Source organism: Streptomyces sp. NPDC007157 (genome assembly GCF_040634235.1).
Taxonomy (GTDB): Bacteria; Actinomycetota; Actinomycetes; order Streptomycetales; family Streptomycetaceae; genus Streptomyces.
The window spans coordinates 106,871-125,388 of the sequence record NZ_JBEYFE010000006.1 but is presented as its reverse complement, the minus strand read 5'-3'; the positions used below and the strand labels follow the sequence as shown (position 1 = coordinate 125,388).

Genomic DNA, 18,518 nt, shown 5'->3' with positions numbered 1-18,518 from the left:
GCGCGCATGACCTCTGTGCCCATGCCGATTCCGTCCCGGACGCAGTATGTGCTGGACGCGATCAAGCACCGCATCCTCACCGGGCAGCTGACGCCAGGCCAGGCCCTGGTGGAGACCGAGCTGGCCGCGCAGTTCGGGGTGTCCAAGACCCCCGTGCGGGAGGCGCTCAAGACCCTCGCCGGGACCGGGCTGGTCGTGATGAGCCAGTACAAGGGCGTCACGGTGCGCATGGTGGACGCCGACATGGCGCGTGAGGTCTACGACGTACGGCTCCTTCTCGAACCCGAGGCGCTCCGGCGGGCCGTCAGGACAGGCGCCTGCCTGGACGCCGCCCGGGACGCGCTCACCCGGGCCGACGACGCGACCGACACCGCCGAACGCTCCCTCGCCAACCGGGACTTCCACCGCGCCCTCTACCTCCCGTGCGGCAACCCGCTGCTCGGCCGGATGCTCGACGAGGTCCGCGACCAGGCCGCCCTCGTCTCCGCCGTCGCCTGGGCCGCCTCCCCCTCCTGGGAACAGGAGGCCGGTGAGCACCGCGAGATCCTGCGGCTGGCCCTGGCGGGCGACGCCGACGGCGCCGCCGGTGCCCTGCACGCCCACATCGCGTCCTTCGTCGAGCGCGCGTACCCCGAAGCCCAGGCCGAGGAAGGACAGGAATGAGCAGCGTGGCGTTCGAGACCCAACGGGCGGCCCTGGCCGATGTGGTGGCCATCCCGGTGACCCCCTTCGCCGCGGACGGCAGCGTCGACCGGGACGGCCACCGGGCCCTGCTGCGCCGCCTCCTCGACGGCGGGATCCGCACCCTCACCCCCAACGGCAACACCGGCGAGTTCTACGCCCTCACCCCCGAGGAGCGGCGGCTCGTCACCGAGCTGACCGTCGACGAGGCCGGGGAGCGGGCCGTGATCCTCGTCGGCGTGGGACACGACGTGCCGACCGCCGTGGCCTCCGCCCGGCACGCCCAGGAGTGCGGCGCCCGGATGGTCATGGTCCATCAGCCCGTCCACCCGTACGTCTCGCAGGGCGGCTGGGTGGACTACCACCGCGCCATCGCCGAGGCCGTGCCCGAACTGGGCGTCGTCCCCTACCTGCGCAACGCCCAGCTCCCCGGCGCCCGCCTCGCCGAACTCGCCGACGCCTGCCCCAACGTGATCGGCGTCAAGTACGCGGTCCCCGACGCCGCCAGGTTCGCCGCGTTCGCCCGCGACGCCGGTCTCGACCGCTTCGTCTGGGTCGCCGGGCTCGCCGAGCCCTACGCGCCCTCCTACTTCTCGGCCGGCGCCACCGGCTTCACCTCCGGTCTCGTGAACGTCGCCCCGGCCGTTTCGCTGAACATGATCGAAGCGCTTCGATCCGGCGACTACCCGGCCGCCATGAAGGTCTGGGAACAGATCCGCCGCTTCGAGGAACTCCGCGCGGCCCACGGCTCCGCCGACAACGTCACCGTCGTCAAGGAGGCCCTCGCCTCCCTCGGCCTCTGCCGCCGTGACGTGCGCCCGCCCAGCAGGCAGCTGCCCGAGGAAGAGCGCGCCGAGGTCGCCGCCATCGCCGCCGGATGGTCCATATGAACGCGCCCCGCAAGCAGCCCGAGGAACTCCGCAGCCACCAGTGGTACGGCACCGAGGGCCTGCGCTCCTTCAGCCACCGCGCCCGCACCCGCCAGCTCGGCTACCTCCCCGAGGAGCACCTCGGCAAGCCGGTCGTCGCGATCCTCAACACCTGGTCGGACATCAACCCCTGTCATGCGCACCTCCGTGACCGGGCGCAGGCGGTCAAGCGGGGCGTGTGGCAGGCCGGCGGTTTCCCGCTGGAGTTTCCGGTCGCCACGCTCTCCGAGACCTTCCAGAAGCCGACCCCGATGCTCTATCGCAACCTCCTCGCCATGGAGACCGAGGAACTGCTGCGGTCGTACCCGGTGGACGGGGCCGTGCTCATGGGCGGCTGCGACAAGTCCACCCCCGCCCTCCTCATGGGCGCGGCCTCCGTCGACCTGCCGGCCGTCTTCGTGCCCGCCGGCCCGATGCTCCCCGGCCACTGGCGGGGCGAGGTCCTCGGCTCCGGCACCGACATGTGGAAGTACTGGGACGACAAGCGCGCCGGTCTGATCGGCGACTGCGAGATGCAGGAGCTGGAGAGCGGGCTGGCGCGCTCGCCCGGTCACTGCATGACCATGGGGACGGCCTCCACCCTCACCGCCGCCGCCGAGGCCCTCGGCGTGACCGTGCCGGGCGCGTCCAGCATCCCGGCCGTCGACTCGGGGCACGACCGGATGGCCGCCAGGGCGGGCATGCGGATCGTCGAACTCGTCCACCGGGACCGGCGGCTCTCCGACATCCTCACCGAAGAGGCGTTCGCGGACGCCGTCACCACCGTCCTCGGCCTCGGCGGCTCCACCAACGCCGTCATCCACCTCATCGCCATGGCGGGACGGGCGGGCGTGCGGCTCACCCTGGACGACTTCGACCGCATCGCCCGCACCGTGCCCGTCCTCGCCAACGTCCGGCCCGGGGGCCGGAGACATCTCATGGAGGACTTCCACTTCGCGGGCGGCCTCCCGGGCTTCCTCTCCCGCATCCCCGACCTGCTCCACCTCGACCGGCCGACGGTCTCCCACGACACCTACCGCGAGCAGCTCGCCGGCGCCCGGGTGCACGACGACGACGTCATCCGGCCCCGCGACAACCCGGTGGCAGCCGAGGGCGGAGTCGCCGTGCTGCGCGGCAACCTCTGTCCGGACGGTGCCGTCATCAAGCACATCTCGGCCGAACCGCGGCTCCTCAGGCACACCGGGCCCGCCGTCGTCTTCGACGACTACCGGACCATGCAGCGCACCATCGACGACCCCGCCCTCGGCATCACCGCGGACAGCGTGCTGGTGCTGCGCAACGCCGGGCCCAAGGGCGGCCCCGGCATGCCCGAGTACGGCATGCTGCCCATCCCCGACCACCTGCTGAAGCAGGGCGTGCGGGACATGGTGCGGATCTCCGACGCCCGGATGAGCGGCACGAGTTACGGCGCCTGCGTGCTGCACGTGGCACCGGAGTCGTACATCGGCGGCCCGCTGGCGCTGGTCCGCACCGGCGACTCCATCACCCTCGACGTCGAGGCCCGCACGCTCCGACTCGACGTGGGCGACGAGGAGCTGGCGCGACGCCGGGCGGAGTGGACGCCGCCGCCCGTGCGCCACCGGCGCGGTTACGGCGCCCTCTACGACCAGCAGATCACCCAGGCCGACACCGGCTGCGACTTCGAGTTCCTGGCCCGGCCGGGCGAGGTCCCGGACCCGTACGCGGGCTGACCGCACCACCCACAACCGCCACCACTCCAGATGATCGTCGAAGCGCTTCAACTGCGTGCATCCAGCAAGCGCTTCCTGCACCCGCTGTAACCAAAGCGAACGGAGAACAGTCATGGCCCAAGCCGCAGCCGTGGCGAAACCGCCCGCGCCACCCAGGCGGCGCCGTGCCTCCGCGACGCCGCGCAGGCTGCCGTATCTGCTGATCGCCCCGGCGGCCCTGCTGATGCTGGGCTTCATCGCCTACCCGGTGCTCAGTGTCTTCTACTACAGCCTGCAGAACTACAACCCGACCAAGCCCTGGCGGAACGGCTTCGCCGGCCTCGGCAACTTCACCCAGGCCTTCGCGCACGACCCGCAGTTCTGGTCCACGCTGACCTTCAGCGCCAAGTGGGTCGTGGTGGAAGTCGGGTTGCAGCTGCTGTTCGGTCTGGCGCTGGCGCTCATCGTCAACCAGACGTTCGTCGGGCGGGCGCTCGGCCGGGCGCTGGTCTTCTCGCCCTGGGCCGTCTCCGGCGTGCTGACCTCCGCGATCTGGGTGCTGCTCTACAACTCCCAGACGGGCATCACGCGTTATCTCGCCGACGCGGGCATCGGGTCGTACGGCACCAGCTGGCTCTCCGACACCTCGACGGTGTTCCCGGCGGCCGTGGTCGCCGACCTGTGGCGCGGCGTCCCCTTCTTCGCGATCCTCATCCTCGCCGACCTCCAGTCCGTCTCCAAGGACCTGTACGAGGCCGCCGAGGTCGACGGGGCCGGCCGGATCAAGCAGTTCTGGCACATCACACTGCCGCATCTGAAGGACGCCATCGTCCTCTCCACCCTGCTGCGCGCGGTGTGGGAGTTCAACAACGTCGACCTGCTCTACACCCTGACGGGCGGCGGTCCGGCGGGGGAGACGACGACCCTCCCGCTCTACATCGCCAACACCAGTGTCGACGCCCACAACTTCGGCTACGCCTCCGCGCTGACCACGGTGGCGTTCGTGATCCTGCTCTTCTGCTCGGTGGTCTATCTGCGGCTGAGCAAGTTCGGAGGCGACGCCAAGTGATCACCGAGATCGCCCCCGAGGCCGAACCCGTCGTGTCCGCACCCGCCCGGCCGGGGAAGAAGCGCCGCGCCTGGGACGCGGCCCCCCGCTGGCAGATCTACCTCCCCCTCGGGACCTACCTGGTCTTCACCCTCGTCCCCTTCTACTGGATCCTGCTCTTCGCCCTGCGCCCGGCCGGCTCCACCTCCCTGGTGCCCTGGCCGGTCACCTTCGAGCACTTCCGGAAGGTGTGGACCGAGCGCAGCTTCGGCACCTACTTCACCAACAGCGTCTACGTCGGTGTCGCCACCCTGCTGCTGACCACGGTCGTCGCGCTGGCCGGCGGCTACGCCCTGGCCCGCTTCGACTTCCGGCTCAAGCGCGGCTTCATGCTGGCCCTGCTCTGCTCCCAGTTCGTACCGGGCGCGCTGCTCCTGGTCCCGCTCTTCCAGATCTTCGCCAAGCTCCAGATGATCAACTCGCTCGGCAGCGTCGTCCTCGCCGAGACCGTCTTCCAGCTGCCGCTGTCGATGATCCTGATCAGCGGCTTCATCAGGAACGTGCCGTACTCCCTGGAGGAGGCCGCCTGGGTCGACGGCTGCAACCGGCTCACCGCCTTCCGGATCGTCGTCCTCCCGCTGCTGCGGCCCGGGCTGATCGCGGTCGGCTCCTTCGCCTTCGTGCACGCCTGGAACCACTTCCTGTTCGCCCTGATGTTCCTGTCCGACCAGAGCAAGCAGACCATCCCGGTCGGCCTCAACACCCTGATGAGCGCGGACAGCGTCGACCTGGGCGCGCTGGCCGCGGGCGGGATCATCGCCGCCGTACCGGTGGTGATCGTCTTCGCCTTCATCCAGAAGTGGCTGATCACCGGCTTCGGCGCGGGGGCGGTGAAGGGATGAGACACCACACGGGCCGACCGGGCCGGACGCTTACCCTGCACGCAAAGATCGACAGCGCAGGGAGCATGCCGTGAACTCTTCGACCATCGACATCGTGCTGGCGGGGGCGCGCGGCCACGGCCGCTGGCACCTGGAGAACATCCGCCGCCTCCAGGACAAGGGGGTGGTACGGCTCGCCGGCATCTGCGAGCTGACCCCGCTCGGCGCGGACGAGTTGCCGGAGGGCCTCGGCACGCCCGAGCAGTCCGCCGACTTCGGCGCCCTGCTCGATACGACCGGCGCCCGGATCGCCGTGATCTGCACCCCGATCCCCACCCACACCGACCTCGCGCTGACCGCCGCCGAGCGGGGCGTGCACCTGCTCCTCGAAAAGCCGCCGGCACCGTCGTACGCGGAGTTCCGGCGGATGGCCGACGGGGTCGCCAAGGCGGGCGTGGTCTGCCAGATCGGCTTCCAGTCGCTGGGCTCGGGCGCCGTGCCCGCGATCCGCAAGCTGCTCGCCGAGGGCGTGATCGGTGACGTGCTGGGGGTGGGCGGCGCGGGCGCGTGGGCCCGCGCCGAGTCCTACTACCGGCGGGCGCCCTGGGCCGGCAAGCGGCGCCTCGGCGGCGTGGACGTCGTCGACGGCGTCCTCACCAACCCCTTCGCGCACTCCGTCGCCACCGGCCTCGCCCTGCTCGGCACCCCCCGCGCCGAGGACGTCACCGGCATCGAGACCGAACTGCTGCGCGCCAACGACATCGAGTCCGACGACACCTCCTGCGTCCGCGTCACCACCCCGCGCGGCCCGCTCACCGTCGCCGCCACGCTCTGCGCCGAGGAGCCCGGGGACCCCTATGTCCTGGTGCACGGCACCAGCGGCCGGATCACCTTCTGGTACAAGCAGGACCGGGTGCTGGTGCAGCGGGCGGGCCACGGCCCGCAGGAGACCGAGTACGGCAGCACGGACCTGCTGGAGAACCTCGCCGACCACCTCACCACCGGCGCCGAACTGCTGGTGGAACCCGACTCGACGGGCGCCTTCATGAAGGTCGTTGAAGCGATTCGACTGGCCGGTGACCCGGCCGCCCTGCCCGCCGACGCCTGGCGCTTCCTGCCCGAGGAGGACCGCCGGGTCGTCACCGGCATCGACGCCCTGGTCGCGGCCTGCGCCGACACCCTCGCCCTCTACTCCGAGCTGGCCGCCCCCTGGGCCCCACCGAAAGCGGTGAGCACATGACAGACACCCTGGTGTTGCGGGTCGCGGGCCGCCCGGTCGCCCGCTACGTCACCCGGCCCGAACTGCCGGCCCGCCTCTCCCCGCGCCCCTACCTGCACCCCGTCACCACCCTGGCCGGCACGGCGGTCACCGAGCTGACCCCGGCCGACCACACCCACCACCTCGGCGTCGGTGTCACCGTTCCCGACGTCGAGGGGTTCAACTTCTGGGGCGGGCGGACCTTCGTCCGGGACCAGGGTCCGACCGAACTGGACAACCACGGCACCCAGCGCCACCTGGCGTTCCAGCTGAGCGACCCGGACGGGTTCGTGGAAGAGCTGCGCTGGGCCGCCGCCGGCACCGAGCTGCTGCGCGAGCGGCGCACGGTCGCCGCGACCGAACTCACCGACACCGCCTGGGCGCTGGACTTCACCTTCTCCCTCACCAACGTCACCGAAGGCCCGCTGTCGATCGGCAGCCCCGCCACCAACGGACGCCCCGGCGCGGCCTACGGCGGCTACTTCTGGCGGGCCCGCAAGGAGGCCGCCGCCCCGGACGTCTTCACGGCCGACCTGGAGGGCGAGCCCGCCGTGCACGGCCGGAGCGCCGACTGGCTGGCGCTGGCAGGCACCGGCTGGACCCTCGTCTTCGCCGGGGCCACCGAGGAGACCCGCCGCGACCCCTGGTTCGTCCGCACCGCCGAGTACCCGGGCGTCGGCTCCGCACTGGCCCCCGTCGAACGGCTGCCCCTCCCGCCCGGCGAGACCGTCGTACGGCGCGTCGTCACCGTCGTCGCCGACGGGCGGCTCCGGCCGGGCGAGGCGGCCGCGCTGGTCCGCAAGGCGGTGACCCGATGACCACCTTCACCCACCCGGGCCTGAACGCCGACCGGTCCGACCCGGACGCCGTCCGCGTCGGCGACGACTTCTGCCTCACCGCCTCCGGCCTCGGCCGCGCCCCCGGACTGCCCCTGCCGCACTCCCGCGACCTGGTCGAGCGGACCCTCGTCGGTCACGCCCTCGAACGCCTGCGGCCCGAAGAGCGGTTCACCGCCCCGTCCGGCCCGGTGTTCGCCGCCACGCCCAGGCGCCGGGACGGCGCCGAGCAGCCGAACGTCCGCACCACCTCACATCTCCATTGGATCCAGAAGAAGAGAGCCGACCAATGAAGACCAGCATCCGCATTCGCAGAAGCAGGCGTGCGGCCGTCGCCGTCGCCCTGGGCTCCGTGCTCGCCCTGACCGCCACCGCCTGCGGCGACGACGGCAGCGGCAGCGCGGGGGACAAGGGCGACGAGGGCTCCGGCAAGGGCACGATCACCTTCTGGGACAACAACGGCGGTGTCCGCACCGACGTCTGGAAGCAGATCATCGCCGACTTCGAGAAGCAGAACCCCGGCATCAAGGTGGACTACGTCGGCGTGCCCGCCGCCAGTGTGCAGTCCAAGTACGACACCTCCATCCAGGGTGGCGGACTCCCCGACGTCGGCGGTGTCGGCACCGCGATGCTCGCGGAGGTCGCCGCGCAGGGTGCCCTCGAACCGCTGGACAGCCGGCTCGCGAAGAGCTCCCTGAACGGCAAGCTCAACGAGAAGTTCCTGGAGAGCGTCAAAGCCGCCGGCGGCGACGGGAAGACCTATTCGGTGCCGACGTCCGCGAACAACGGAACGCTCTGGTACCGGACCGATCTGTTCAGCGCGGCCGAGCTGGACCCGCCGACCACCTGGACGAAGTTCTTCGCGGCGGCCGACGGACTCACCGACAAGGGGAACAACAAGTTCGGGTACACCATCCGGGGCGGTGAGGGGTCGATAGCCCAGGCGCTGGACGCCATGTACGGGCAGAGCGGGATCACCTCGTTCTGGAACGGCGACAGGACGACGGTGAACGACCCGAAGAACGTCGCCGCTCTGGAGAAGTACGCCGGGCTCTACAAGAAGGACACCCCGTCCGCCGACGTCAACAACGACTTCACCAAGATGGTCGCGCAGTGGGACTCCGGCACGATCGGGATGCTGAGCCACAACCTCGGTTCCTACGCCGACCACGAGAAAGCGCTGAGCGGGAAGTTCAAGGGAATTCCCAATCCCACGCTCGACGACGGGACCCGGGTGCAGGTGTCCAACCCGGTCGACGGTCTCGGGCTGTTCAAGTCCAGCAAGAACAAGGCCGCCGCCTGGAAGTTCATCGAGTTCGCGGCGTCCCACGAGGCCAACAGCGAGTGGAACGAGTCGGCGGGGCAGGTGCCGGCGAACAACGAGGCGGCGCGGGACGCGTGGGTGCGGGCGTCGGAGCCGACGAAACTGGCCGCCGAGGCACTCAACGGGGCGTCCACCAAGATCGTGCAGCTTCCTTACTATCTGCCGGACTGGAACACCGTTTCCAAGGCCGACAACGAGCCGAACTTCCAGAAGGTGCTGCTCGGGAAGCTGACGGCGAAGGAGTTCTTGGACACGTTGGCCGATCAGCTCGACAAGGCTCAGGCGGACTGGAAGAAGAACCACTGAGTTCGGGTGGGTGCGGTCGTGGGGGACTGCGGGTCTGTCGTGGCTGGTCGCGCAGTTCCCCGCGCCCCTGAGCAGTTCATGTCGTCCCCTGCTGGAAAGGTGACCCCGTGTCCCTCACGCGCAGACAGGTAACTTCCGCGGCCCTCGGTGCCGTTCCTCTTGTCGGTCGCTCTTCCGAGAAGCACCGTCGCACCCTGTACATCGCCGGTGATTCCACCGCCGCCCAGAAATTCGCCGACGCGGCTCCGGAGACCGGATGGGGAATGGCGCTCCCCTTCTTTCTCCGGAACGACGTCAGTGTCTCCAACCAAGCCGTCAACGGCCGGAGTTCCAAGAGTTTCGTCGACGAGGGGCGGCTCGATGCCATCCTCGCCGCCGTCCGGCCGGGTGATCTGCTCCTCGTCCAGTTCGCGCACAACGACGAGAAGAGTGACGATCCCACCCGGTACACCGAGCCCTGGACGACGTTCCAGGAGTATCTGCGGATGTACATCGACGGAGCCCGCGCCAAGGGCGCCCGGCCCGTGCTCGCCACGCCCGTGGAGCGGCGGAGGTTCGACGCCGGCGGCAACGCCGTGCCGACCCACGGCGACTACCCGGCGGCGATGCGCGCGCTCGCCGCGCGGGAACGTGTGCCGCTGCTCGACATCGAGGCCCTGTCGCTCGCGCTGTGGCAGTCGCTCGGGGTCGAGGCGACCAAGACGTACTTCAACTGGACCGACACCGAACAGGACAACACGCACTTCAATCCGCCGGGGGCCATCGCCGTGGCCCGGCTCGTGGCGCGGGAGCTGTCGCGCACCCGGGTGCCGGCCCGGCACGACGTCATCCGGCTGCACCAGGACATCCCCACGTCCTGGATCACCTGGCCACCCGCATAGCTGAGGAGACCCGCACAGTGCGTACACCAATATGTCATGCACGCGTCACAGTGGCGGTCGTGGGCTGCACTGCCCTCGTGCTCGCCGTGACCGGGACCGCCCAGGCCGCCGCCCCGCACCGGGCCGCGCTCGAACGCCAGGTGCTGGGCGCCGGCGACGGCTGGGGCTCAGCCACCACCGGGACCACCGGCGGGGCCGCCGCCGACTCCGCACACGTCTACACCGTCACCACCTGGGACGGGTTCAAGGCCGCCCTGGCCGACGGGGGCAGCGCGCCGAAGATCATCAGAGTCAAGGGGGTCATCGACGCGGACGGGCCGAGCTGTGACTCGTTCGCCGTGCCCGGCTACGACTTCGATGCCTACCTCGCCAAGTACTCACCCGAGGCCTGGGGGCACTCCGCCAACCTGGACGGCGAGCCCGACGACAGCCCGGAGGGGCTGCGCCGCGCCTCCGCCGCCCACCAGGACGCCTACATCAAGGCGAACATCCCGGCCGACACCACCATCGTCGGCATCGGCAAGGGCGCCGGTTTCAAGGGCGCCAGCCTGCAGATCAAGGCCGTCGACAACGTCATCGTCCGCAACCTGGACTTCGAGAGCCCCCTCGACTGCTTCCCGCAGTGGGACCCGACCGACACCGCCGACGGCAACTGGAACTCCGAGTACGACAGCGCGGTGGTCTACGGGTCGACCCATGTGTGGCTGGACCACGACACGTTCACCGACGGCGACCACCCGGACAGCACCCTGCCCTCCTACTTCGGGCGGATCTACGAGCAGCACGACGGTGAGCTGGACATCGTCAAGGGCGCCGACTACGTCACCGCCTCCTGGAACGTCTTCGAGGACCACGACAAGACGATCCTCATCGGCAACAGCGACAGCGCGTCCACGGCCGCCGTCGACCGGGGGCACCTCAAGGTCACCTTCCACCACAACCTGTTCTCCGACCTGGTGGAGCGCGCGCCGCGCGTGCGGTTCGGGCAGGTCGACTCCTACAACAACCACTTCGTCGCCGAGGACGGCTACGGCTACAGCTACGGCATCGGCATCGAGTCCCAACTCGTCGCCGAGCACAACGCGTTCACCCTGCCCGACACCGTCAAGGCCGGCTCGATCCTGAAGAAGTGGAACGAGTCGACGCTCACCGCCGACGACAACTACGTCAACGGTGAGCCGACGGACCTGATCGCCGTCCACAACGCGCAGATCCCCGCCGAGACCCTCCAGGCGGGCTCGACCTGGACCCCGACCCTGCGCACGAGGGTCGACCCGGCACGGGCCGTGCCACGCATCGTCGACTGCGGGGCCGGGGCCGGCCGGCTGCGCTGACCCTGTCGCGTCCTCGGGCCGGGGCGCCCCACCGCCCCGGTCCCGTCCCTCACCTTCACCCGAGCCGCACCGCGAAGGAGCATCCGCATGCCCTCGCACCAACCTCGACCTCCCCTGTCCAGAAGGGGCTTCCTGATCGCCGGCGCCGGGGCGGGCGCCGCGCTCGGTCTCGCCGCCGGCCCCGCCCGGGCCGTCGGCGGCGGCCGCCGTCCGTTCGGGCGGTACGGGTCGCCCGAACGCCGTCTCACCCCGGAGACCCTGTACGTCGACCCGCACGGCCGCGGCGACTTCACCACCGTCCAGGCCGCCGTCACCGCCGCCACCGGCAGCGGCCGTACCCTCGTCCTCGCCCCGGGCGTCTACCGGGAGACCGTCGCCCTCGACGCCACCCGCACCGAGGCCACCTGGATCGGCGCCTCCGGGGACCCGCGTGACGTCGTCATCGTCCACGACAACGCGGCCGGCACCGCCAAGCCCGGCGGCGGGACCTACGGCACCACCGGCTCCGCCACCACCACCGTGCAGGCCGACGGCTTCACCGCCCGCCGGATCACCTTCGCCAACGACTGGCTGCGCGCCGACCACCCGGACATCACCGGCACCCAGGCCGTCGCCCTCAAGGTGCAGGGCGATCGCAGCGCCTTCCACCACTGCCGCTTCCTCGGGCATCAGGACACCCTGTACGCCGACTCGACGGCCCTCGGTGTCTTCGCCCGCCAGTACTTCGCCCACTGCCACGTCGAGGGTGACGTCGACTTCGTCTTCGGGCGGGCGACCGCGGTGTACGAGCGGTGCCACTTCCGCACCCTGGACCGGACCGACCTCGCGGCCGCTCCGTACGGGTTCGTCTTCGCGCCCTCGACGGCGGTCCTCAATCCGCGCGGTTATCTGGTGACCGGGAGCCGTGTCACCGGCGAGGCCCCGCCCGCCTCCTACAAGCTGGCCCGCCCCTGGGTGCCCAGCTCCGACACCACCGCCCGGCCCTCGCTGGTCGTCCGGGACAGCATGCTCGGCCCCGGCATCGACGCGGTCGCGCCCTACACCGACATGTCGGACGCCTTTCCCTGGCAGAGCCAGCGCTTCGCCGAGTACCGCAACCTCGGCCCCGGCGCCGAGATCACGGTTGCCGCGAACCGGCCCCAACTCACCGCCGAGCAGGCCGAGTCCGTGACCCGCGAGGCCTACCTCGGCGACTGGACCCCGTGGCAGGGGTGCTGACGTGCCGTCGAGACGTACGCTGCTCGCCGCCGCCATCGCCGTCGGCGCCTCATCGGCCTTCGCCACGGACCACGACCGCCGTGTCCTGCACGTCCATCCCGGTGACTCCGTCCAGGCGGCCGTGGACGCGGTGTCCGGGCCGGGCCGGACGATCGTCGTGCACCCGGGGACGTACCGCGAAGTCGTGAACGTGCCCGCGGACAAGGTGCGGTTGACCCTGCGCGGTGCGAGCCGTGATCCCAGGGCCGCCGTGATCGTCTACGACAACGCCAACGGGACGCGGAAGCCGGACGGGTCGGGGACCTACGGCACCGCGGGCTCCGCGACGTTCACCTCCGCGGCGGCCGGACTCGTCGTGCGGGATCTCACCCTCGCCAACGACTGGCTGCGCGCCGACCACCCGGAGATCACCGGGACCCAGGCCGTCGCCGCGTACCTCACCGGGGACCGTACGCACGTCGAGAACGTGCGGCTCCTCGCCCACCAGGACACCCTGTTCGCCGACACGACCGAACTCGGCTCCTTCGACCGGCAGTTCTTCCACCACTGCTATGTCGAGGGGGATGTCGACTTCGTCTTCGGGCGGGCGGTCGCGGTGTACGAGAACTGCCACTTCCGCACCCTGCGACGGGACGTGGACTTCACTCCCAAGGGCATGGTGTTCGCCCCCTCGACCGCCCGTGCCGATGCACACGGGTTCCTCGCCGTCCGCTGCCGGTTCTCCTCCGGCGCGGAGGACGGGGCGTACAAGCTGGCGCGGCCCTGGGTGCCGACGTACGAGACCACCGCCTGGCCCTCGCTGGTCGTGCGGGACAGTCTCATCGGCCCCGGCATCGATCCCGTCGCGCCCTACACGAACATGCGGGACGCCTACCCCTGGCAGTCCATGCGGTTCCACGAGTACCGCAACCACGGGCCGGGCGCGGTGATCACCGTCCCCGGCAACCGGCCCCAGCTCAGCGCCGCCGAGGCCGCGTCGCACACCCCCGCCGCCTACCTCGGCGACTGGAAACCCGTCCACCAGCCCTGATCGACGAAAGGACCCGCACGTCATGCGTCGTATCAGCTTCCTCACCGCGCTCGCCGTGACCACGGCATCGCTCGGACTCGCCGTGCTCGCCACCCCGGCGCACGCGGCGACGGTCGTGGTCAGCAACTCCACCGACCTGACCAACGCCATCAAGAACGCCACCGCCGGCACGGTCATCCAGGTCCGCGGCGGCACCTATTACCCGACCGCCACCCTCCAGTCCACCGCCAACGGCACCTCGTCGTCGCCGGTCACCCTCACCGCGTACGGCTCGGAGACCGTGAAGATCGACGGGTCCTCGCTGCCCTCCGGCTCCTGGATCCTCAAGCTGACCGCCGACTACTGGAACGTCTCCGACATCACCTTCCAGAACTCGCCGGACAGCGCGGTCGTCTGCCAGTCCTGCACCGGGACCAACTGGAACAACATCAAGACCATCGACGGCGGCGACTCCGGCTTCACGCTCACCGGGGACGGGACGGTGAACAACACCGTCAAGAACATCGACTCCTACGGCAACTACGACGCCGCCACCCACGGGGAGAACGCGGACGGGATCGCCGTCAAGTTCGGCTCGGGCACCGGGAACCTGATCTCGGCGGCACGGACGTACGACAACTCGGACGACGGGATCGACTTCTGGTCCTTCTCCTCGCCGGTCACCGTCGAGCACACCTGGTCCTTCGGCAACGGGTACAACCGCTGGGGCGACTCCGCGTTCGCCGGTGACGGCAACGGCTACAAGCTGGGCGGCGACGGCGAGGTGGTCGCGCACGTCGTCAACAACTCGGCCGCCTGGGGCAACGCGGGCAACGGGTTCACCGAGAACTCCAACACCGGGGCGATCGTCATCAACCGCACCACCGCCTACGCCAACGGCAACTGGGGCTACTACTTCGCCACCAGCGCCGCCCGGCTCGGCAAGAACCTCGCCGTGAGCAACGGGAGCGGCCCGGTGACCAAGGGCTCCTCGGTCGTGTCGGCCGGCAACAACTGGGACAGCGGGATCAGCACCCCCGCCTTCAGGTCGACGGACGCGAGCAGCACGTACAACGCCCGCAGCTCCAGCGGCACACTGCCCGCGACCACCTTCCTGACGACCGGAAGCACCACCATCGGGGCCACCATGGACTGACCCGGACATCCGGAACCATTCCCTCCAGGGCGCTTGACCCGGTTTTTGCCTGTGGATGAGATATCGATCAGGCAACGGGACTCGCGCCCACCAGGATGACGCGCGTAGAACTCCTGTCATGCATAAGTCACTCCGCATCGCGGCGATCACCGCCTCCTGCGCGGTCGCCGCCGGCGCCCTCTACGGCGCCGGCGCCGCCACCGCCGGCCAGAAGACCGCGAACTCCACCCACGAGCCCTACAACATCGGGCTCCTGGTGAAGGACATCGACACCTACTACGGCACCACCGCCGACGCGGGCGGTGTCTACCAGGCGTCGCCGACCAGCCCGTACGCCAAGGACCTGGCGCACCTCGACAAGGACGCCGAGCGGTACATCGACCGGGCCGCGCGCAAGGCCCACCGCAAGGGCGAGAAGCCCGCGGTCGTCTTCGACATCGACGACACGCTGCTGCTCAGCCTCGACTACGAGAAGCGCTACAACTACACGTACAACTCCGCCACCTGGGCGGCCTACGTCAACAAGGCCGACCGTCCGGGCGTCTTCGGCAGCGCCGAGCTGGTGCGGTACGCGAAGCAGAAGGGGGTGGAGGTCTTCTACAACTCCGGTCTCAGCGAGGCGCAGCGCACCGCCGCCGTCGAGAACCTGAAGAAGATCGGCTCCGACGTCAACCTCGACGCCGGGCACATGTTCCTCAAGGACGCGGCCAACCCGCCGTCGTACCTCAGCGGTTGCGCGACCGCGGGCAGCTGGACCTGCACCACCGTGCAGTACAAGTCCGGCACCCGCAAGCACATCGAGAAGGACCTCGGGTACGACATCATCGCCAACTTCGGCGACCAGTACTCGGACCTGGACGGCGGCCACGCGGACCGCACGTACAAGCTGCCGAACCCGACGTACTTCGTGTCGTAGGCCGCAGGTCTCGGTCGGCGGACGCGGCAACCCTTTCCGGCCGCGGTGGCGACTGGGAGACGGAAACGGGCCGGGGTGACCCCTCCGGCCCGTTTCGCTCCCCTCGTCAGCACGTCGTCATCGGCGACGTCAAGGAAAGGAACGGCCAGTGCGCTTCAGCACCGGACGCCACCGCAGGACCCGTACCCTCTCGATCGCCGCGGCGGTGGCCGTCGCGGCGGGCGCGGGCGGCGTCTACCTCGGCCTGTCGAACGGCGGTGCCCAGGCCGCCACCGGCACGGTCACCGTCTCCACCACCGCACAACTGGAGTCGGCCGTCGCGAACGCCACCGCCGGCACCGTCATCCAGGTCCGCGCGGGCACCTACTACCCGACCGCCACCCTCAAGTCGACGGCCGGCGGTACCGGCGCGAAGCGCATCACGCTCAAGGCCTACAGCGGCGAGAAGGTGAAGATCGACGGCTCCAGGCTGCCCGCCGGTTCCTGGCTCGCCGGGATCTACGGCAGCTACTGGACCGTCCAGGACCTCACCTTCCAGAACTCCCCGGCCCAGGGCTTCGTCGTCACCTCGTCCACGGGCGGCGTCTTCAAGAACCTGGTCACCGCGGACAACGGCGACTCCGGGTTCACCCTCCGCGGCGACGGCACCGTGAACAACCTCGTCCAGAACCTGGACAGTTACGGCAACTACGACAAGGCCGGGCACGGCCAGAACGCCGACGGGATCGCCATCAAGTTCGGCTCGGGCTCGGGAAACAAGGTGACCGGCGCCCGCCTCTACAACAACTCGGACGACGGGCTGGACCTCTGGCAGTTCTCCTCCCCGGTCACCATCGAGCACAGCTGGGCCTTCGGCAACGGCAGGAACCGCTGGAACGACTCCGCCTTCGAGGGCAACGGCAACGGGTTCAAGCTGGGCGGCGGGGGCGTCGCCGTCGCGCACGTCGTCAACGACGACGCGGCCTGGGACAACACCCTGAACGGGTTCACCGAGAACTCCAACACGGGCGCGATCGTGCTGAACCGCGACACGGCCTACGCCAACGCCCAGGCCGGGTTCTTCTTCGAGACCGGCAAGGCCCGGCTGGCGCGGAACCTGGCGGTGGGCAACGGGGGCGGGGCGGACAAGCTGGGGTCCCGGGCGGTGTCCGCGGCGAACAGCTGGGACGGCGGGGTGAGCACGCCGGCTTTCAAGTCGATCGACGCGACGACGGCGTACGGGGCGCGTGGCTCCGACGGCTCGCTGCCGGCGACCACGTTCCTGACTACGGGCTCCACCGCCGTCGGGGCGACCATGAACTGAGGCCGCGGGTTTCGCCGTGGTCGATCGCGCAGTTCCCCGCGCCCCCAAGGGGCGCGGAGAGCCGCCATTCCTTTATGAGTCGCCGTCGGCTGTCGTGTGCGTCGCGAAGCCGCCCGTCACCGCGTACTGCCTGCCGTCCGTACTGCCCGTGATCGTGTAGCGGTCGCCCTTGGCGTCGCGGCCGCCCTGCTCGTGGTTGTACTGGCCCGCGAACACCCACTGGCCGACCGCGACCTCGCGGTCCGGCTTGAGCGTCCAGGTGTAGACCAGGAAGCCGTCCTGCTCGGTCACCGTCTGCGTGAAGTCGGTCTCCGGCAACGAGCGCCAGGCTCCGGCCGAGGACACCCCGCCGGTCTGGGCCACCCGCAACCGCACGGTCAGCGCGGTCAGCCGCTCGGAGGTCTTCAGGGTGACGTCCGACTGCGCCCAGAAGTCGTTGCTGTGCGGGTCCACCGAGCCGTCCGACCACAGGGGGCCGTCCGTCTCGCCCTCGGCGACCGGCGCCGTCGGGGTGGCGGAGGCCGTCGCGGTCGCGGAGGGCCTCGAACTCGCCGTGGGATGCGACGACTTCGAGGGCGTCCTGGGGGACGGCGGGACCGCCGGACGGGTCGGCGGCCGGGAAGTGACGTCGGGGGACGCGGAGGGTGTCGGCGACACCGCGACCGTCTTCTCGGTGGGCGGGTCCTTCACGGCCGAGGCGACCGCGTAGCCGCCGACGCCGAGGACCGCGGCGACCGCCGCCGTGGCGCCGGCCACCCGTACCCAGCCGAACAAGGGCGGCAGGGTGGCGCGATGGCCGGGGCGGGCCTGCGCGGCCATGCCCCGCTCGACCCGGGCCAGGATGCGGGCACGGTCGGGTTCGTGCTCCTCGGCCGCCTCGTGCAGCCGGGCGCGCAGCTCGTCGTGCACGTCCTGCTGCCTCATCGGTTCCTTCCTCCGCTCTCACCGGCGCGCGGCGCCATCGCCGCGTGCACCCGCTGCGGCACACCCCGGGAGTCGCCGACCAGCCGCTGCAGCTCGGCCATGCCCTTGGAGGTCTGGCTCTTAACGGTACCCACCGAGATCCCGAGGGCGAGCGCGGTGTCCTTCTCCGACAGGTCGAACGCGTGCCGGAGTACCACACACGCCCGTTTGCGGAACGGCAGGCGGCGCAGCGCCCCCTGGACGTCGACCACGCCGGCGATGTCCGGGTTCTCGGTCCTCTCCTCGCGGTGCGACCAGAACAGGGCGACACGGCGCCGCTCGCGCACGGCGCTGCGGATGCGGGTGCGGGCCAGGTTGGCGACGACACCCCGGGCGTAGGCCACCGGGTGGTCGGCCGCGCGCACCCGGTCCCAGCGGTGCCAGAGCGCCAGCAGCGCGTCGGCGGCCAGGTCGTCGGCGGTGTCGGCCTCGCCGGTCAACATGTGGGCGAGGCGCGAGAGTTCGGCGTAGTGGCGTTCGAAGAAGGCATGGAACTCCGCGGCGGCGGCGTCGTCGACGACTGTGCCCACGGGTTGACCTCTTCTGTCAGGGTGTCTGCGTCGCGCTACCTATGTCATGTAAATGACAGGCGTATCGACATGCGAACGCCCGGAGGAACGTTCCGGCGAGATCCGGAGCGTAGCAGTGATCTTTTTGTGTGCGCTGTACGGGGGTTCGGTGGCGGTCCGGTCGACCGGAGTCCATCAGGCCTGATTCCGTAACACGGGGAAAACCTGAAACCGGTTCGACGCGGGAACAATCCAGCCAGCATCCGCACACGATCGCTCAGGCAACGAGGAGTACG

Annotated in this window: 17 protein-coding genes and 1 pseudogene; 16 read left to right on the top strand and 2 right to left on the bottom strand. The window is 70.5% G+C overall.

Annotated features, from left to right (window positions below):
- The first annotated feature begins 6 nt into the window (after nt 1–6).
- The 16 genes and pseudogenes from ABZ642_RS13010 to ABZ642_RS12935 all read left to right on the top strand — a co-directional run bounded on the left by ABZ642_RS13010 (nt 7) and on the right by ABZ642_RS12935 (nt 16,750).
- The gene (locus ABZ642_RS13010; RefSeq protein ID WP_360481681.1) at nt 7–663 is read left to right on the top strand and encodes a GntR family transcriptional regulator; all 657 of its coding nucleotides are present in this window, start codon (nt 7–9) and stop codon (nt 661–663) included.
- Nucleotides 660–1,571 carry a dihydrodipicolinate synthase family protein gene (locus tag ABZ642_RS13005; RefSeq protein ID WP_360481678.1) on the top strand — a complete coding sequence of 304 codons (912 nt, stop codon included), beginning with the start codon at nt 660–662 and terminating at the stop codon, nt 1,569–1,571. Before ABZ642_RS13010 ends, ABZ642_RS13005 begins: the two co-directional genes overlap by 4 nt.
- Nucleotides 1,568–3,301: an L-arabinonate dehydratase gene (araD, locus tag ABZ642_RS13000; RefSeq protein WP_360481675.1), complete on the top strand. Its 1,734-nt coding sequence runs from the start codon at nt 1,568–1,570 to the stop codon at nt 3,299–3,301. The genes ABZ642_RS13005 and araD overlap by 4 nt, the downstream gene beginning before the upstream one ends.
- A 112-nt stretch (nt 3,302–3,413) precedes the next feature.
- The gene (locus tag ABZ642_RS12995; protein ID WP_360481672.1) at nt 3,414–4,349 is read left to right on the top strand and encodes a sugar ABC transporter permease; all 936 of its coding nucleotides are present in this window, start codon (nt 3,414–3,416) and stop codon (nt 4,347–4,349) included.
- The gene (locus ABZ642_RS12990) at nt 4,346–5,230 is read left to right on the top strand and encodes a carbohydrate ABC transporter permease (protein WP_360481669.1); all 885 of its coding nucleotides are present in this window, start codon (nt 4,346–4,348) and stop codon (nt 5,228–5,230) included. Before ABZ642_RS12995 ends, ABZ642_RS12990 begins: the two co-directional genes overlap by 4 nt.
- A gap of 70 nt (nt 5,231–5,300) precedes the next feature.
- Entirely contained in the window at nt 5,301–6,449 is a 1,149-nt protein-coding gene (locus ABZ642_RS12985; RefSeq protein ID WP_360481666.1) for a Gfo/Idh/MocA family oxidoreductase, read from the top strand.
- Nucleotides 6,446–7,285, top strand: coding sequence for a PmoA family protein (locus ABZ642_RS12980; protein ID WP_360481664.1), 840 nt, complete (start codon nt 6,446–6,448; stop codon nt 7,283–7,285). The genes ABZ642_RS12985 and ABZ642_RS12980 overlap by 4 nt, the downstream gene beginning before the upstream one ends.
- Nucleotides 7,282–7,467 (top strand): annotated as a pseudogene (locus ABZ642_RS12975) (family 43 glycosylhydrolase); the annotation flags it as partial. The gene ABZ642_RS12980 and the pseudogene ABZ642_RS12975, both read left to right, overlap by 4 nt.
- Nucleotides 7,468–7,592: 125 nt before the next feature.
- Entirely contained in the window at nt 7,593–8,933 is a 1,341-nt protein-coding gene (locus tag ABZ642_RS12970) for a sugar ABC transporter substrate-binding protein (RefSeq protein WP_360481661.1), read from the top strand.
- Between the two features lie 107 nt (nt 8,934–9,040).
- Complete coding sequence (locus ABZ642_RS12965; RefSeq protein ID WP_360481658.1) at nt 9,041–9,814, top strand: rhamnogalacturonan acetylesterase; 774 nt, start codon at nt 9,041–9,043, stop codon at nt 9,812–9,814.
- 59 nt (nt 9,815–9,873) lie between these two features.
- Entirely contained in the window at nt 9,874–11,148 is a 1,275-nt protein-coding gene (locus ABZ642_RS12960; RefSeq protein WP_360481655.1) for a pectate lyase, read from the top strand.
- An 87-nt stretch (nt 11,149–11,235) separates the two neighbouring features.
- Nucleotides 11,236–12,366, top strand: coding sequence for a pectinesterase family protein (locus tag ABZ642_RS12955; protein WP_360481652.1), 1,131 nt, complete (start codon nt 11,236–11,238; stop codon nt 12,364–12,366).
- A 34-nt stretch (nt 12,367–12,400) separates the two neighbouring features.
- A complete protein-coding gene (locus ABZ642_RS12950; protein WP_360482463.1) occupies nt 12,401–13,396 on the top strand; it encodes a pectinesterase family protein in 996 nt (331 codons plus the stop codon).
- A gap of 22 nt (nt 13,397–13,418) precedes the next feature.
- Nucleotides 13,419–14,531 (top strand): chondroitinase-B domain-containing protein, encoded by a 1,113-nt coding sequence (locus ABZ642_RS12945; protein ID WP_360481649.1) that lies wholly within the window; start codon nt 13,419–13,421, stop codon nt 14,529–14,531.
- A 118-nt stretch (nt 14,532–14,649) separates the two neighbouring features.
- The gene (locus tag ABZ642_RS12940; RefSeq protein ID WP_360481646.1) at nt 14,650–15,447 is read left to right on the top strand and encodes an HAD family acid phosphatase; all 798 of its coding nucleotides are present in this window, start codon (nt 14,650–14,652) and stop codon (nt 15,445–15,447) included.
- 148 nt (nt 15,448–15,595) lie between these two features.
- Entirely contained in the window at nt 15,596–16,750 is a 1,155-nt protein-coding gene (locus ABZ642_RS12935; RefSeq protein WP_360481643.1) for a right-handed parallel beta-helix repeat-containing protein, read from the top strand.
- Nucleotides 16,751–16,822: 72 nt separating this feature from the next.
- On the opposite strand, the gene ABZ642_RS12930 is transcribed toward ABZ642_RS12935, so the two are convergent.
- Together ABZ642_RS12930 and ABZ642_RS12925 are read right to left on the bottom strand one after the other, a co-directional pair.
- On the bottom strand, nt 16,823–17,674 hold the full coding sequence (locus ABZ642_RS12930) for a hypothetical protein (RefSeq protein ID WP_360481640.1): 852 nt from the start codon (nt 17,672–17,674) through the stop codon (nt 16,823–16,825).
- On the bottom strand, nt 17,671–18,243 hold the full coding sequence (locus tag ABZ642_RS12925) for a SigE family RNA polymerase sigma factor (protein ID WP_360481637.1): 573 nt from the start codon (nt 18,241–18,243) through the stop codon (nt 17,671–17,673). Before ABZ642_RS12925 ends, ABZ642_RS12930 begins: the two co-directional genes overlap by 4 nt.
- Between the last annotated feature and the right edge of the window lie 275 nt (nt 18,244–18,518).